The organism is Alloalcanivorax marinus, assembly GCF_016906305.1.
In the GTDB taxonomy this organism is placed as follows: domain Bacteria; phylum Pseudomonadota; class Gammaproteobacteria; order Pseudomonadales; family Alcanivoracaceae; genus Alloalcanivorax; species Alloalcanivorax marinus.
In genome coordinates this window covers 17012-30729 of sequence record NZ_JADDOL010000018.1, presented here as the reverse complement: position 1 = coordinate 30729, position 13718 = coordinate 17012, and the positions used below count along the sequence as shown (strand labels likewise).

14 protein-coding genes are annotated in these 13718 nt (G+C 66.4%); 5 read left to right on the top strand and 9 right to left on the bottom strand.

All coding sequences use genetic code 11. From position 1 onward, the window contains the following. Positions 1 to 15: 15 nt before the first annotated feature. The 5 genes from IM760_RS14365 to IM760_RS14345 form a co-directional block, all read right to left on the bottom strand. Positions 16 to 1578 (bottom strand): ShlB/FhaC/HecB family hemolysin secretion/activation protein, encoded by a 1563-nt coding sequence (locus IM760_RS14365; protein WP_204430575.1) that lies wholly within the window; start codon positions 1576 to 1578, stop codon positions 16 to 18. A 545-nt stretch (positions 1579 to 2123) separates the two neighbouring features. Next, the gene (gene cysZ, locus IM760_RS14360; protein WP_204430573.1) at positions 2124 to 2900 is read right to left on the bottom strand and encodes a sulfate transporter CysZ; all 777 of its coding nucleotides are present in this window, start codon (positions 2898 to 2900) and stop codon (positions 2124 to 2126) included. A gap of 121 nt (positions 2901 to 3021) precedes the next feature. After that, positions 3022 to 3450: an organic hydroperoxide resistance protein gene (locus IM760_RS14355; protein WP_204430571.1), complete on the bottom strand. Its 429-nt coding sequence runs from the start codon at positions 3448 to 3450 to the stop codon at positions 3022 to 3024. A gap of 138 nt (positions 3451 to 3588) precedes the next feature. Further along, a complete protein-coding gene (locus tag IM760_RS14350) occupies positions 3589 to 4044 on the bottom strand; it encodes a MarR family winged helix-turn-helix transcriptional regulator (RefSeq protein ID WP_204430569.1) in 456 nt (151 codons plus the stop codon). A 27-nt stretch (positions 4045 to 4071) separates the two neighbouring features. After that, positions 4072 to 4866, bottom strand: coding sequence for an AraC family transcriptional regulator (locus IM760_RS14345; RefSeq protein WP_239549858.1), 795 nt, complete (start codon positions 4864 to 4866; stop codon positions 4072 to 4074). Between the two features lie 108 nt (positions 4867 to 4974). Here IM760_RS14345 and IM760_RS14340 point away from each other — a divergent pair, with 108 nt between their 5' ends. Both IM760_RS14340 and IM760_RS14335 read left to right on the top strand, forming a co-directional pair. Next, positions 4975 to 5259 carry a hypothetical protein gene (locus IM760_RS14340; RefSeq protein ID WP_204430567.1) on the top strand — a complete coding sequence of 95 codons (285 nt, stop codon included), beginning with the start codon at positions 4975 to 4977 and terminating at the stop codon, positions 5257 to 5259. Beyond that, positions 5246 to 5656: a GntR family transcriptional regulator gene (locus tag IM760_RS14335; RefSeq protein ID WP_204430565.1), complete on the top strand. Its 411-nt coding sequence runs from the start codon at positions 5246 to 5248 to the stop codon at positions 5654 to 5656. Before IM760_RS14340 ends, IM760_RS14335 begins: the two co-directional genes overlap by 14 nt. Here the strand turns inward: IM760_RS14335 and IM760_RS14330 are convergent. Beyond that, positions 5653 to 6858 carry a 3-oxoadipyl-CoA thiolase gene (locus IM760_RS14330; RefSeq protein ID WP_204430563.1) on the bottom strand — a complete coding sequence of 402 codons (1206 nt, stop codon included), beginning with the start codon at positions 6856 to 6858 and terminating at the stop codon, positions 5653 to 5655. The two genes, IM760_RS14335 and IM760_RS14330, sit on opposite strands and share 4 nt — an antisense overlap. Positions 6859 to 7061: 203 nt before the next feature. On the opposite strand from IM760_RS14330, the gene IM760_RS14325 reads away from it, so the two are divergent. Beyond that, the gene (locus IM760_RS14325; protein WP_204430561.1) at positions 7062 to 8213 is read left to right on the top strand and encodes an acyl-CoA dehydrogenase family protein; all 1152 of its coding nucleotides are present in this window, start codon (positions 7062 to 7064) and stop codon (positions 8211 to 8213) included. A gap of 140 nt (positions 8214 to 8353) precedes the next feature. Here IM760_RS14325 and IM760_RS14320 read toward each other — a convergent pair whose 3' ends face one another. Next, positions 8354 to 9379, bottom strand: coding sequence for an MBL fold metallo-hydrolase (locus IM760_RS14320; protein ID WP_204430559.1), 1026 nt, complete (start codon positions 9377 to 9379; stop codon positions 8354 to 8356). A gap of 74 nt (positions 9380 to 9453) precedes the next feature. Between IM760_RS14320 and IM760_RS14315 the strand changes: the two genes are divergently transcribed. After that, entirely contained in the window at positions 9454 to 10419 is a 966-nt protein-coding gene (locus IM760_RS14315; RefSeq protein ID WP_204430558.1) for an NAD(P)H-quinone oxidoreductase, read from the top strand. Positions 10420 to 10504: 85 nt separating this feature from the next. Continuing rightward, on the top strand, positions 10505 to 11260 hold the full coding sequence (locus tag IM760_RS14310; RefSeq protein ID WP_204430556.1) for a class II aldolase/adducin family protein: 756 nt from the start codon (positions 10505 to 10507) through the stop codon (positions 11258 to 11260). 81 nt (positions 11261 to 11341) lie between these two features. Here the strand turns inward: IM760_RS14310 and IM760_RS14305 are convergent, their stop codons facing one another. Together IM760_RS14305 and IM760_RS14300 are read right to left on the bottom strand one after the other, a co-directional pair. Next, positions 11342 to 12262 carry a ketopantoate reductase family protein gene (locus tag IM760_RS14305; RefSeq protein ID WP_204430554.1) on the bottom strand — a complete coding sequence of 307 codons (921 nt, stop codon included), beginning with the start codon at positions 12260 to 12262 and terminating at the stop codon, positions 11342 to 11344. Then, positions 12262 to 13710: an MDR family MFS transporter gene (locus IM760_RS14300; RefSeq protein ID WP_204430552.1), complete on the bottom strand. Its 1449-nt coding sequence runs from the start codon at positions 13708 to 13710 to the stop codon at positions 12262 to 12264. The genes IM760_RS14305 and IM760_RS14300 overlap by 1 nt, the downstream gene beginning before the upstream one ends. Positions 13711 to 13718 lie beyond the last annotated feature (8 nt).

Sequence of the window (13718 nt, the reverse complement as noted above, 5' to 3'; positions counted from 1 at the left end):
TAAAAGTGGTGGCGCTCAGAAGCGGTAGCGTGCTTGAGCGTAGAAATAGCTGTTGTCACCGGTTTCGGTGCCCAACGGCAGCCCCCAATCCAGGCGCACCTCGATGGGGTCCCAGGGCCGGACCAGCAGGCCCAGACTGGCGCCGGAGATGTCCCGTTCGTCGTCCTGGTCGTAGAACGGCTTCTTGATGTACAGACGGCCGTGGCTGAGCTGGCCGATCAGTTGATAACGGGAGTCGTCGGCGAACAGGTCGTAGCGGGCCTCCAGGGTGGCGGTGACGCCGCTGTCGCCGGAGTAGATCGACGGCGGATGCCCCTTCACCGAATTGACGCCGCCGATGGCCCACTGCTCGCTGGAGACCAGCGGGTCGAAGGCGTACTGGCCGTACAGGCGCGGGATCAGCAGAGTGCGCGCGTTAAGGCGCTGGATGCGGGCCAGGTCCAGGGTGATCTTGGTGAAGTCGTTGTCGGCGCCGGCGAAGGCACGGCTGGACAGGGAGGAGTCGTCGTCCATGCCGCCCAGGCTTTCGCCCAGGCCGTGGTGCAGGTCCACGGAGACCAGGCTGCGCCCGGACAGGTCGGTGCGGTCCAGGGCCACGCCCACCCGCAGTTTGCGGATGCGGTCCTCGGCGATGCGCACGCCGAGCATGTCCTGATCCAGGTCGGTGCCTTCCAGCCAGGCGCTGTAGGTGAGCACGCTGCGCGCGGACAGAATCTGGTCCTGCAGCACGCCCACGCCCAGGCCGGTGCTGTCGCCTTCCACTTCCAGCACCTCGAAGTCGCGGCCCACGTTGACGTTGCCGGTGGAACCGTACACCTGAACGCTGGTGCCGCGGGCGTTCACCGGCGTCACGTAGTCGGCGTAGGCGAACCAGGCGTCGCCGTCACCGATGGACTGCATGCCGATCAGGTTGGCGTTGTCGCCCCGGCCGGTCAGGTTCTGCAGGGTGATGGACGGCACCACCCGGTAGCGGCCGGTGTCCTTGCTGCCGTAGTTGTTGAGCTCCAGCGCGCCGGTGACGCGCGGGGCTTCCTCGACCTTGATCACCAGGTCGGTGTAGCCCTGGCGGGCGCCGGGTTTGAGGGCGGCGGCGGCTTCGATGCCGGACTGCCGGTTGAGGCGGGTCAGGGCCCGTTCCACCCGGTCCAGCCGCACCGGCTCGTCACGGTGCACGTCGGCGGCGGCCAGGGCGTCCAGGATGCGCTGGGAGTCGTAGCGCTGATTGCCCTCGATACGGATCTCGCCCAGCTGGCCTTCCAGCACCACCAGTTTCACCGGCGTGCCGTCGGCGAAGGTCTGTTGCGGCACCACCACCTTGACCAGCGGGTAACCGGCATCGTGGTAGAACGCTTCCACCTTGGCGGCCAGGCCCTGGATGTCCTTGAGCGTCATGGGTTTGCCGATTTCCGAGGCGATCAGCCCGGACAGGTCGGAGGCGGTGTAGGTGTAGTTGCCCTGGAAGGTTACCCCGTTGACCACCACCTGGGGCGGCGTGCTTTGCGCCCGCGCGGGGCCGATGTGGAAGGCCAGCGCCAGGGCCAGAAGTGCGATACGCAAGAAACCGGATTGACTGCTCATTGTTGCATCCCGAAAAACCCGTCGATAAAAGGATCGAGATGGAGAGCAAGGTGCTGGCGCACCCCGGGTGGCGGTTAAGGTCCCTTCCCCCCGTATTTTTTTGCTATCCCCGGTCGGAGTTCATCGCCCCGATCGTTGTTCTCACCCCCTGGCCCGAAGGCCTATTGCAAACTCTTTCATTCAAGGAACGAGTTCACAATTCGGGCAATCTATTTCACGGGAATTCAACGGTCAACGTGCATTTCTTTACAATCGTTAACCTTTTACAAAGCCTTTTGATCACTAAATTTTCGCACCCTTAGCACACCCTAAGCCTAAAGGATGAGAAGCGATCGAGGATCGCTCGCGCCCGGGTTCCCGGGGGTTCGCCGCGAGGGGATGCTGTTTCATGACCTGGAAGGGGAGAACATAAAGATGAAACAAAGTCCGGGCGCCCACCGCCCGCCGGATCGGTGGCGAAGGAAAGGCGGGACTCAGCCGTTGGCATTAGAAAAATAGTTGTAGAGAAAAGCAAAAAAATCCCGGATGGCGAACGCTTTCGATGCTTAGCCCTGTCGAGGCACCGGTTCCTCCGCCAGTTCGTGCACCCACACCAGGGTGCCCGCGATCACCGCCACCGGCATGATCACCAGATTGACCAGCGGCAGCATGGTCAGCCCCAGGATCACCGAGCCGAAGGTCAGCACCAGCCAGCGTTTGGTCTTCAACCGTTCCAGCATCACCGTGAACGGCACCTGCCGGTTGTCGGCGGCATAGTCGATGTACTGCATGCCCAGCAACCAACCGGACCAAAGGAACCACACCGCCGAGGCCAGCACGTTGACCACCGGAATAAAGTAGATCACCAGCACCACCAGCAGGATCAGCAAGGCCCGCCACAGCCAGTACCAGGTCTTGCGCAGTTCCCGTTTGAACACGCGCACGGTCATGGCGGCGATGGACTCCTCCGGCAGCGGCCGGCCGCTGATGCGCACGTCCACCTTTTCCGCCAGAAAGCCCATGAAGGGCGCGGCGATCAGCTGCACGCCCAGGGTAAAGACGCTGGCCATCAGCCCCAGCAGCAGAATCCACACCAGCACCACGGCGGCGCCGACCAGGAAATCCACCGCCCCGTTCAGAAAACTGAGCCCGCCATCGAACGACCAGCCCGCCGTGGCGGCGCTGATCCAGCCGGCGATCCATTGGCCGGACAGGTAGTAAAGGCCGCCGAACACCAGCACGTTGAAGATCATCGGCACAATCACATAACCGCGCAGCCCGGGACTGCGGGCCAGGGTCAGGGCTTGCTTGAGATAGTCCAGCGCACGGGTGATCTGGGACACGGCGACCTCGCAGTTGGCTTGGGCGGTTTGAACGGATTGGGGCCGATTCTAGCATCGCAGCAGGCCGGGACCAGTGCCCGGGGGCCGGCCCCGCCGGGAGACGGGGCCGCGGGCGAGCCGGTCAGACGTAGACTTCCAGTTCCACCGGGATGTTGCCACGGGTGGCGTTGGAGTACGGGCACACCTCATGGGCCTTGTCCACCAGCGCCTGGGCGTCGTCCTCGTCCAGGCCGGGCAGCGTCACCGCCAGGGTCACCGCCAGACCGAAGCCCTGCCCGTCCGGGCCGATGGCGACCTTGGCATTGATGTGGGTCTCCTCGGAGAGCTTCACCTTGGCCTGGCCGGCCACCAGTTTCAGGGCGCTGAGAAAGCAGGCGGAATAGCCGGCGGCGAACAGCTGCTCGGGATTGGTGCCGTCACCACCCGGGCCGCCCAGGGCCTTGGGCATGGCCAGTTGCAGATCCAGTTGCTTGTCGCTGCTGGTGACCCGGCCGTCGCGGCCGCCGGTGACACGAGCTTCCGCCTGATACAGGGTTTTTTCGATGGTCATGGTGTTTCTCCGTGTTGTTGATTTTTGCACTATTTAATCGTGCGCGATTTAAGTGTGTGTACTTTCTCGTTGAAGGTGGATCGCGACTGAAGTCGCTCCTACGGGGAGAGTGGCAGGCCCCTGGGAGCGACCGGGCGTTCAGGACGTTTCAGTCAGCCGCCGGCGCAGTGTTTCCAATTGCTCTTTGAGCGCCGCCAGTTCCTCGGGCTCGCACTGACTGGCGCAGGCCAACGCCTCGGGCACCGCTTCAGCGCGCTGGCGAAGCGCCCGGCCGGCGTCGGTGAGCCGCACCTCCACCCGCCGCTCGTCCTCGGCGGCGCGCCGGCGTTGCAGCAGGCCGGCGCTCTCCAGCCGTTTCAGCAGGGGCGTCAGGGTGGCGGAATCCAGGAACAACCGCTCGCCGATGGCCGACACCGACTGCCCGTCCCGCTCCCACAGCACCATCATCACCAGGTACTGCGGATAGGTCAGGTTCAGGTCGCGCAGCAGCTTGCGGTAGACCTTGGTCATCGCCAGCTGGGTGGAGTACAGCGCGAAGCACAGCTGCAGATCGAGGCGCAGCAGGGAATCCGGGGTGTCGGTGTCATTGCTCATGGCAAGCATGATTACATAGCGCGCTATTTAATAGCAAGAGAAGCGACCTGGCGTTACGCCAAACACAGCGCGAAACGCCTCGATGAAGGCGCTGGTGGTCTGGTAGCCGCACTCCAGGGCCACGGTGGTCACCGGCAGACCGGCGGCCAGGTGCTCCAGGGCGCGCAGCAGACGGGCGCGTTGGCGCCAGGCCTGAAAACCGAGCCCGGTTTCCCGGGGGAACCGGCGCGACAGGGTGCGCGGCGACAGGCCGGCCCGGCTCGCCCATTCCGCCTGGCCACGCCGGTCCGCCGGGTCCCGCAGCAGGGCGTCGGCGATGCGCGCCAGCCTCGGATCCCGGGGCATGACCAGCCCCAGGGGCGCGTCCGGCAAAGCACGAATTTCGGCGGCGATCACCGCCACCAGCGGATCCCGCTCCGGCGCCCAGGTCTGTTCATCCCAGCCGGCCACGCGCTTCACCGCCTCCATGAGCAGACCGGAGACGCGCAGGATACAGGGTTCCGCCGGCAGCCCCTGGCACAGCGTTTCGTTGATCAGCATGGCCCAGCCGTCGAACTGACCGTGGGGGTCGATGCCGTGCTCCCGGCGTGGCGGAATCCAGATGGCGTGCAGAGCGGGCACCGCCCAGCGGGTGTCACCGGTGTGCACGGTCAACAGCCCTTCGGTGGCGCCACACAGCTGCCCCTCCCGGTGCTGATGGACACCGGCGGCCCGGGCCTCGCGGCTGGCCAGGGATTTGTCCCAAATGCGGGCGAGCAGCGGGCCCTGGAAAGACGGAAAGGTGCCGCTTGCCCCGGCGGCGGGCATCCTGGTCAAAGCCATCTTGGCGTTATTCCGATATTGAATGTCCGTTATACGGTATTTCAGTCAGAAGCGCGCCGCTAGTCTGGATCGCACCCTGATTCCCGGCCCCGACTGAAGGAAACGACTATGCGAGCCGACGATATTCTTGCCGACCAACAAAACAGCCTGGAGCGGAACGGTACCCTTATCCGTAAGGGATCCGTGGGCGCCTTTCTGGCCAACGCCCGCCTGTGGCTGGATCAGGACACGGAAACCCAGCGGCGCCATCAAGCGGAACAACATCTGCGCGAACTGCTGCCGGCGCTGGAGGCGCTGGGTCTGTTCGAGCTTCTCGAGGTGCGCGATCCGGCCCTGCGGGCCTGGCTGGACGCCGCCAATACCGGACCGGGGGCTGGCCATGAATCCGAATGACTTTCAGGTGCACGATGTGACCGATTTTCCCCTGGTGCGGCTGATGCCCGAGGGGCTGCCGGAGGGCTACGCGGTGCGATGGGAGGCGGAGATGGAAGCGCTGATCCGACAATCCGATCCGTTCGTGATGGTGGTCGCCGCCCTCCGCGGTGAGCATCGGGAAGCCCATGAGGACCGTAAACGCCGCACCCTGTGGATGAAGCGCAACCGGGACACCCTGGCGCGCCGTTGCCGGGGCATGGTGGCGGTGGAGCCGGACACCCGCAAACGAGCAATGATGCGGGCACAAAGCGCGGCCCTGGCGGGCCTGTTCAAGGTGCCCCTGCGGATCGTGGCCACCGCCGAGGAAGCGGACGCGCAGGCCCGGGCCTTCCTCGGCGGCACCGGCGACGGTTAGCGCTGGCGCTCGATCAGCATGGCGACGCCCTGCCCCACGCCGATGCACAGGCTGACCAGGGCGTAGCGCCCGTCGATGCGCTCCAGCTGGCGCAGGGCGGTGAGCGCCAGACGGGTGCCGGAGGCGCCCAGGGGATGGCCCACGGCGATGGCGCCGCCGTTGGGGTTGAGGCGCTCGTCATCGCCTTCCAGGCCGAGCTGTTTGCAGCAGCCGAGCACCTGGGCGGCGAAGGCCTCGTTGATTTCGATCACGTCCATGTCGGCCAGGGTCAGGCCGGCACGGTCCAGCACCTTGCGGCAGGCGCCCACCGGGCCCAGGCCCATGATGCGCGGCGGCACGCCGGCCACGCCGCCGGCGATGATGCGGGCGCGCGGGGCGATGCCGGCCTTTTCGCCGGCGGCGCGGGAACCGATGATCAGGGCGCCGGCACCGTCGTTGACGCCGGAGGCGTTACCGGCGGTGATCACGCCACCTTCCACGATGGCCGGCAGTTTGGCCAGCTTCTCCAGGTCCGTGCCCGGGCGCGGGTGCTCGTCCTCGGACACCGACAGCGGCGGCTTCTTGCGGCCCTGGGGCACTTCCACCGCCTGGATTTCGCCCTGGAAGAAACCGTCCACCCGGGCCGCTTCGTAGCGGCGCTGGGACTGGGCCGCGTAGGCGTCCGCCTGCTCGCGGGTGATGCCCAGCTCGGCGGCCACGTTCTGGGCGGTTTCCGGCATGGTGTCGCTGCCGAACTGCTTCTCGATGGCCGGGTTGGGGAAGCGCGCGCCGATGGTGCTGTCGAACATGGGCATGTTGCGGCTGTAGGGCGATTCCGCCTTGGCCATGACGAAGGGCGCCCGGCTCATGGACTCGGCGCCGGCGGCGATCACCAACTGGCCTTCGTCCACGGTGACCATGCGCGCCGCGTCCAGGGTGGCGGCCAGGCCGCTGCCACACAGCCGGTTGACGGTGAGCCCGGCCACCGATTCCGGCAGCCCGGCGAGCAGGCCCGCGTGGCGGGCCAGGTTGCGGGCGTCCTCGCCGGCTTGGTTGGTGTTGCCGGCGACCAGATCCTCGAAGTCTTCCGGGGCGAACGGATTGCGCGCGATCAGGGCGCGGATCACGCCGGCCAGCAGGTCGTCGGGGCGTACCGGCGCGAGGGCGCCGGCATGGCGACCGAACGGCGTGCGCAGGCCGTCATAAATATAGGCGTCGAGCATGGAGAGGTCCTCGAATCGGGGGAAGGCGGACGCGGGGCGCGACCGCCATAAAAAAGGGTGATAGTCCGCATAGCGGAACGTTATTCCGAAACTTGACGGAAAGAATAGGTCGTGACAGAGTGCGATGCAAGCCGCCGGCGACCCACCGGTCATGCCTCCGGATGAACCGACCTCCAGATTAACCAATAAGACAGAAGAGCCCCATGATTCGCGACCAGGAAGTGCTCAATCAACTCGTCGACACCATCGGCCGTTTCGTGCGCGACCGCCTGATTCCGGCGGAGCAGACCGTGGCGGAAAACGATGCCATCCCCGAAGACATCGCCAATGAAATGAAGGAAATGGGCCTGTTCGGTCTGTCCATTCCGGAAGAGTACGGCGGCCTCGGGCTGACCATGGAAGAGGAAGCCCTGGTGGCCTTCGAGATCGGCCACACCTCGCCGGCGTTCCGTTCCCTGTTCGGCACCAACAACGGCATCGGCGCCCAGGGCATTCTGATCGACGGTACCGAGGAACAGAAGCGCAAGTACGTGCCCAAGCTGGCCACCGGCGAGGTGATCGGTTCCTTCTGTCTCACCGAGCCCGATGTGGGCTCCGACGCCGCCAGCCTGAAAACCCGGGCGGACAAGGACGGCGACCATTACGTGCTGAACGGCACCAAGCGCTACATCACCAATGGTCCGGAAGCGGGCCTGTACACGGTGATGGCGCGTACCGATCCGGACAACAAGGGCGCCGGCGGCATCACCGCCTTTATCGTGGAAGGCGACACCCCGGGTCTGATCCGTGGCAAGCCGGACGTGAAGATGGGCCAGAAAGGCGCCCACGTCTGCGACATTACCTTCGACAACTGCCGGGTGCCCGCCGAGAACATCATCGGCGGCAAGGAAGGCCAGGGCTTCAAGACCGCCATGAAGGTGCTTGACCGGGGTCGTCTGCACATCTCCGCGGTGTGCGTGGGCGTCGCGGAGCGTCTGATCGAGGACGCGCTCAAGTACGCCATGGAACGCAAGCAGTTCGGTCAGCCCCTGGCCGAGCATCAGCTGATCCAGGCGATGCTGGCCGACTCCCGCGCCGAAGCCTTCGCCGGCCGGTCCATGGTGCTGGAAGCGGCACGCAGCAAGGACGCCGGCAAGAACGTCAGCCTCGACGCCTCCTGCTGCAAGCTGTTCTGCGCGGAAATGGTGGGCCGGGTGGCCGACCGGGCGGTGCAGATCCACGGCGGCGCCGGCTACATGGCCGAGTACGCGGTGGAGCGTTTCTACCGCGACGTGCGTCTGTTCCGGATCTACGAAGGCACCACCCAGATCCAGCAGATCGTGATCGCTCGCGGCATGGTGCGCGACGCGCAATAGCAAGCTGCAAGCGCGGGGCTTGTAGCCGACCTCCATCGCGACTGAAGTCGCTCCTACAAACTCCCAGTAGGAGCGACTTCAGTCGCGCGCCCCCTCCCCCAGCCAATTTATACAATGCCTCGCCCATACCGACCGGTATGCTAGGCCACGTGATAGAGAATCCCGTCGCGCTCCTCGCGGCGCACCCGACCGGTGGCGTGCAGGCAGTTGAGGTGGGCGATGCTTTCGCCCATGGCGAACATCAGCTGGTGGCTGTCCAGTTCACGCTTGAACAGCACCGGCAGCAGATCGAAGGCGGTCAGGGGCCGTTCGCCGCAGGCCGCCCGGGCGGCATCCAGTTGCTCGTCGTGGTGCGCGCAAAGGTCATCGATGCGCGGGTGCAGACCGCGAAACGGCAGGCCATGGGCGGGCAGCACCAGGGTGTCCTCGGGCAGCGCGGCGCGCAGGGCGCGCAGGGAGTCCACGAAATCGGTGACCGGGTCATCGTCCGGTTCGTGGGCGCGCACGGTCAGGTTGCTGGAGATGCGCGGCAGCACCTGGTCGCCGCTGATCAGCAGCCGGTCCCGTTCCCGGTACAGGCAGGCATGCTCCGGCGCGTGCCCCCGGCCAATGTGCACCTGCCAGGCGTCGCCGCCGATCTCCAGCCGGTCGCCGCCGGCGATCAGGGTGGGCGACGGCGGCAGCGCGCTCATCACCCGCCGGTAGCTGTTGCCGCGCCGGGCCAGGGTCTCCAGGGCGTCGCCGGGCAGGCCGTGGCGACCGAAAAAGCGGCGGAAGCCCTCGCCCACTTCGTCGTCGCTGGCCTCGTGCAGCCGGCGGGTGAGCGCCCACTCGCCGCCGGTCATCCACACCGGCGCCTGGAAGGTGTCCGCCAGCCAGGCGGCCTGGCCGACATGGTCCGGGTGATAGTGGGTGACCAGGATGCGCCGGATGGGCCGGCCTTCCAGGGCGTCGTCGAAGGCCGCGCGCCAGACGTCGCGGGTGCCCGGGGAACCGAAGCCGGTGTCCACCAGGGTCCAGCCGTCGCCGTCCTCGATCAGCCACAAATTGATGTGATCGAGCGCGAACGGCAACGGAAAGTACAGCCAGTGAACACCCGGCGCCACTTCCCGGCGGGCGCCCGGCGCCGGCGGTTCATTGAAAGGATGTTGAAGCACTGAACTCATAACGGGACACTCTTATTCCGCGAGCCGGCGCGACAAGGCGCCGACCACTCATTTTTTTGGCAGGGAGAAAAACGATGCAGGCGTGGCGCATTCAGGACGACCACACTTTGAAACTGGACCACAGGGAATCGCCGGAGCCCGGCGTCGGACAGGTCCGCGTGAAAGTCGAGGCGGCCGGCGTGAACCGGGCCGACATCATGCAGGTGCAGGGCCTTTACCCGGCGCCGCCGGGGTTCGACAACAGCGTGCCCGGGCTGGAATACGCCGGCGTGATCGACGCCGTGGGCGAAGGGGTGATGAAGCGCAAGGTGGGCGACCGGGTGATGGGCCTGATCCCCAGCGGCGCCTACGCCGGCCAGGTGGTGGTGCATGAACGCGAAGCGCTGACCCTGCCCGACGAACTCAGTTTCGCCGAAGGCGCCACGCTGCCCGAGGCGTTTCTCACCGCCTACCGCGGCCTGTTTCTGGAAGGCGGCCTGCAGCCCGGCCAATGGTGCCTGATCCGCCCGGCCACCGCCGGCGTCGGCCTGGCCGCCACCCAGCTGGCCAGCACCCTGGGCGCGCGCCCCATCGGCACCAGCCGTGATCTGGACAACCTGGCCACCGCCCGCGACATGGGTCTGCTGGAAGCGGTGGTGGAAGACGAGAACCTGCCCGACCGGCTGCTGGAGATCACCGGCGACGGCGTGGCGGTGATGCTCGACATGGTCGGTCCGGACTGGAAAAACCTGCTCAAGGGTCTGCGCATCGAGGGCAAGCTGGTGATGCTCAGTGCCCTGGCCGGTGCCACCACCGAGCTCAACCTGCGCGCGCTGATCGCCCGCCGCCCGACCATGATGGCCATGACCATGCGCAGCCAGCCGCTGGAAAAACGCATCGCCATCGCCGAGGTGTTCAATGACCGGCTGGCGCCGCTGTTCGCCAACGGCCGCCTCAAGCCTCTGCCCCTGAAGAGCTTCCCGTTCAGCGATGCGCAGGCCGCGCACACGCACATGGTCGAGGACAGCTTCAGCGGCAAGCGGGTGCTGGTGAACGACTAGGTCAGCGGCGCCGGGAAACGGGTGCATAAATCAATACGGTTGTTATATTAATGAAACACTATTTCACAACAAACGAGGTGCCGCAATGACCGAAGCAACCGCTCGCCAGAGCACCATGAGTCACGAAGAGTGGGAAGTGCGCAAGGACCTGGCCGCCGCCTACCGCCTGGTGGCGCTGTACGACTGGGAAGACCTGGTGTTCACTCATTTGTCCGCCCGCGTGCCGGGGCCGGAGCATCATTTTCTGATCAACCCCTACGGCATGCTGTTCGACGAGATCACCGCCTCCTCCCTGGTGAAGGTGGACCGGGACGGCGAGATCGTCGATCCGGGCGCCACCAACCGGGTCAACCCGGCCGGCTTCACCATCCACAGCGCCGTGCACATGGCCCGCGAGGAAGCCGGCGCGGTGCTGCACCTGCACGCGCCGGACGGCGTGGCGGTGAGCGCTCACAAGGACGGCCTGCTGCCGCTCAGCCAGACCGCCATGCTGTGCCTGGACCACATCGCCTTCCACGACTATGAAGGCGTGGCGCTGAACCTGGACGAACGGGAACGGCTGATCCGCGATCTGGGCGACAAGAACATGATGCTGCTGCGCAACCACGGCACCCTGACCGTGGGCCGCGACGTGGGCGAGGCCTTCACCTATATGTACTTCCTGATGAAGGCCGCCGAGATTCAGGTGCGCACCCTGGGCCAGGGCGAGCCCTACCTGCCCTCGCAACAGGCCACCGACACCACCTCCGAGCAGTCCAAACAGCTGGGCATGGCCAGCAAGCTGACCTGGCCGGCGCTGCTGCGCAAGCTGGAGCGGATTGGCAGCGATTACGCCACCTGATCGGGCGTTATTGATCGCGACTGAAGTCGCTCCTACAGGAGAGCTCGTAGGAGCAGCTTCAGTCGCGATTCTCCCCTTCCCTCAGGCGCGCATGCGCAGCGCCGCCAGCATGGTTTCCAGACGCGGCACGGCGACATCGTGCTTCTGGGCGATGGCCACCACGTTGCCGAGAATGGCGTCCAGCTCGATGGGCCGGCCGTTCAGATAATCCAGCGCCATGCTGTTCTTGTAGGCGGGCATCTTGCGGGTGCCTTCGATATTGCTGTCGGGCAGTTGCGGCGGCAGCGGGTAGCCGTCGGCGGCGGCGGTGGCCATCACCTCGTCCATCAGTTCACGCACCAGTTTCTCGCCGCCGGGCGCGTCCAGCATGGTCAGGGTGTCGGCGCCGTTGGCCAGCACCGAGAGCGGATTGAAGGGCGTGTTCCAGACGCACTTGAGCCAGCGCTCGCGGACCACGTCGTCGGCCAGCTTGATGTCGATGCCACCGGCCACGAACAGGTCCCGCAGCGCCTCGCAGTGCGCGTCGGCGCCTTTGGGAAAACGGCCCATTACCAGACGGCCATAGGCGTTGTGCTTGATGCGGCCCGGCCCCTGGCGGCTCACCGCCACGAACGCCAGACAGCTGATGATCGGGTTGTCCGGGTAGGCGTCGGCCAGTTCCCGCTCGATGTCCAGGCCGTTCTGAATCAGCACGATGCGGGTGCCCTCGCCCACCCAGGGTTTGACCAGGGCGGCGCGGTCACTGCCGGGCAGCACCTTGGTGGCGAGGATCACATAGTCCGGCACCGCGTCCGGGGCATCGCCGTCCTTGTAGAGCCGGTCCGGCGCCCAGGAAATGTCCCCCAGCGGGCTCTCGAACTGAAAGCCGTTGGCCTTGATGGCGTCGTATTCGGAGCGCACCACGGCGCTCACCGTGCAGCCGGCGCGCTTGAGGATGGCGCCGTAGAAGCTGCCGATGGCGCCGGCGCCGATGATCAGAGCATGGGGTTGGGAATCGGTCATCAGGATTTCTCCGCGTGCAAACGTCGCTCGCCCCGGCGCAGCGCGCGCAGGGGCCAGAAGCCAAGAACGAAAACAATGAACAGCATCAGATAGGCATCGTCGAAGCCCACCTCGAAGGCGCGGGGGTGACCGGCCTCCGGGTAAGCCTGCCAGTACCGGTCGGAAAAGAATTGTACGCAGATGGCGCACAGGTTGATGCCCAGGGCACCGCCGATCTGGCGGCCGAAGTTGATGATGCCGGAGCCCTGGGAAATCAGCGCCGGCGGCAACATCATCAGGCTGCCGGTGGTCACCGGCGGCATCATCAGGCCCATGGCCAGCCGTGCCAGCACCGCCCAGGTCACCAGCCAGACCCCGGCGGTGGTCGGGTCGGCGGCGCGCATCAGCACCATGCTGGCGATAAAGAACAGCAGCCCGGTGGCCACCAGACCGGTGAGCGGCCAGCGGTCGGTGAGGTAGCCGACGAGCGGAAAGATGAACGCCATGGCCAGCCCGGCGGGCATCAGCATCAGCCCGGAGGCGGAGGCGCTGAACCCGGACACCTGCTGGAAGTAGAGCGGGAACATGTAGGTGGAGGCGAACACCCCGGCGCCGATCGCCATGGACAGCAGGAAGCCGCCGCCGAAGCCGGGCGTGGCGAACACCCGCAGATCAAACAGCGGGTGGGTGGCACGGCGTTGCCAGAGCACGAAGGCGATCAGCAGCAGCGGGCCGCCCACCAGGGCACTCAACAGCCAGGGCTCCAGCCAGCCGCGCCGCAGCCCGGAGGCCATGGCCCACAGGGTGGCGGTGAGCCCCAGGCTGAGCAGCGCCAGGCCGGCCCAGTCCAGGCGCGGCGCTTCCGCTTCCCGGTGGTTGGGCAGAAAGGCGCGTCCCAGGGCCATGGCCAGGGCGCAGGCCGGCAGCACCACGAAAAAGGTGGCGCGCCAGGACCAGGCGTCCACCAGCACGCCGCCCAGCGCCGGCGCGATGGCCGGCCCCAGAATCACGCCCATGCCATAGATGCCCATGGCCTGGCCGCGCTTGTGCAGCGGAAACACCTGGAAGATGGTGATCATGGCCAGCGGCTGGATCATGCCGGCCATTACCCCCTGGACCACCCGCGCCAGCACCAGCACCGGAAACCCGTTGGCGAAACCGCCCAGCAGGGAGGCGGCCACGAACACGCCCATGGCCAGCAGAAAGGCGCCACGGGAACCAAAGCGGGCCACCGCCCAGGCGTTGAGCAGCATGCCCACGGTCATCGCCGCCAGAAAACCGGTGGCGAGCCAGTGGACCTGGTCCTGCTCCAGCGCGTATTGGGTCATGATCGACGGCACCGCCACGTTGATAATGGTGGAGGCCAGCACCACGGACAGGGTGCCGAGCATCACCGTGACGGTGGCGAACCATCGATAACGGGGGCCGTGGCGCTCGAACAAACGCGCCACGGCCGGATTGTCTGACATCGGGACGC

Coding starts and splice junctions, on each gene's coding strand:
- IM760_RS14315 (WP_204430558.1), top strand. CDS start 9,454: ATGCAGGCGTGGCGCATTCAGGACGACCACACTTTGAAACTGGACCAC.
- IM760_RS14325 (WP_204430561.1), top strand. CDS start 7,062: ATGATTCGCGACCAGGAAGTGCTCAATCAACTCGTCGACACCATCGGC.
- IM760_RS14340 (WP_204430567.1), top strand. CDS start 4,975: ATGCGAGCCGACGATATTCTTGCCGACCAACAAAACAGCCTGGAGCGG.
- IM760_RS14335 (WP_204430565.1), top strand. CDS start 5,246: ATGAATCCGAATGACTTTCAGGTGCACGATGTGACCGATTTTCCCCTG.
- IM760_RS14345 (WP_239549858.1), bottom strand. CDS start 4,866: ATGGCTTTGACCAGGATGCCCGCCGCCGGGGCAAGCGGCACCTTTCCG.
- IM760_RS14300 (WP_204430552.1), bottom strand. CDS start 13,710: ATGTCAGACAATCCGGCCGTGGCGCGTTTGTTCGAGCGCCACGGCCCC.
- IM760_RS14310 (WP_204430556.1), top strand. CDS start 10,505: ATGACCGAAGCAACCGCTCGCCAGAGCACCATGAGTCACGAAGAGTGG.
- IM760_RS14330 (WP_204430563.1), bottom strand. CDS start 6,858: ATGCTCGACGCCTATATTTATGACGGCCTGCGCACGCCGTTCGGTCGC.
- IM760_RS14355 (WP_204430571.1), bottom strand. CDS start 3,450: ATGACCATCGAAAAAACCCTGTATCAGGCGGAAGCTCGTGTCACCGGC.
- IM760_RS14320 (WP_204430559.1), bottom strand. CDS start 9,379: ATGAGTTCAGTGCTTCAACATCCTTTCAATGAACCGCCGGCGCCGGGC.
- IM760_RS14305 (WP_204430554.1), bottom strand. CDS start 12,262: ATGACCGATTCCCAACCCCATGCTCTGATCATCGGCGCCGGCGCCATC.
- IM760_RS14350 (WP_204430569.1), bottom strand. CDS start 4,044: ATGAGCAATGACACCGACACCCCGGATTCCCTGCTGCGCCTCGATCTG.
- IM760_RS14365 (WP_204430575.1), bottom strand. CDS start 1,578: ATGAGCAGTCAATCCGGTTTCTTGCGTATCGCACTTCTGGCCCTGGCG.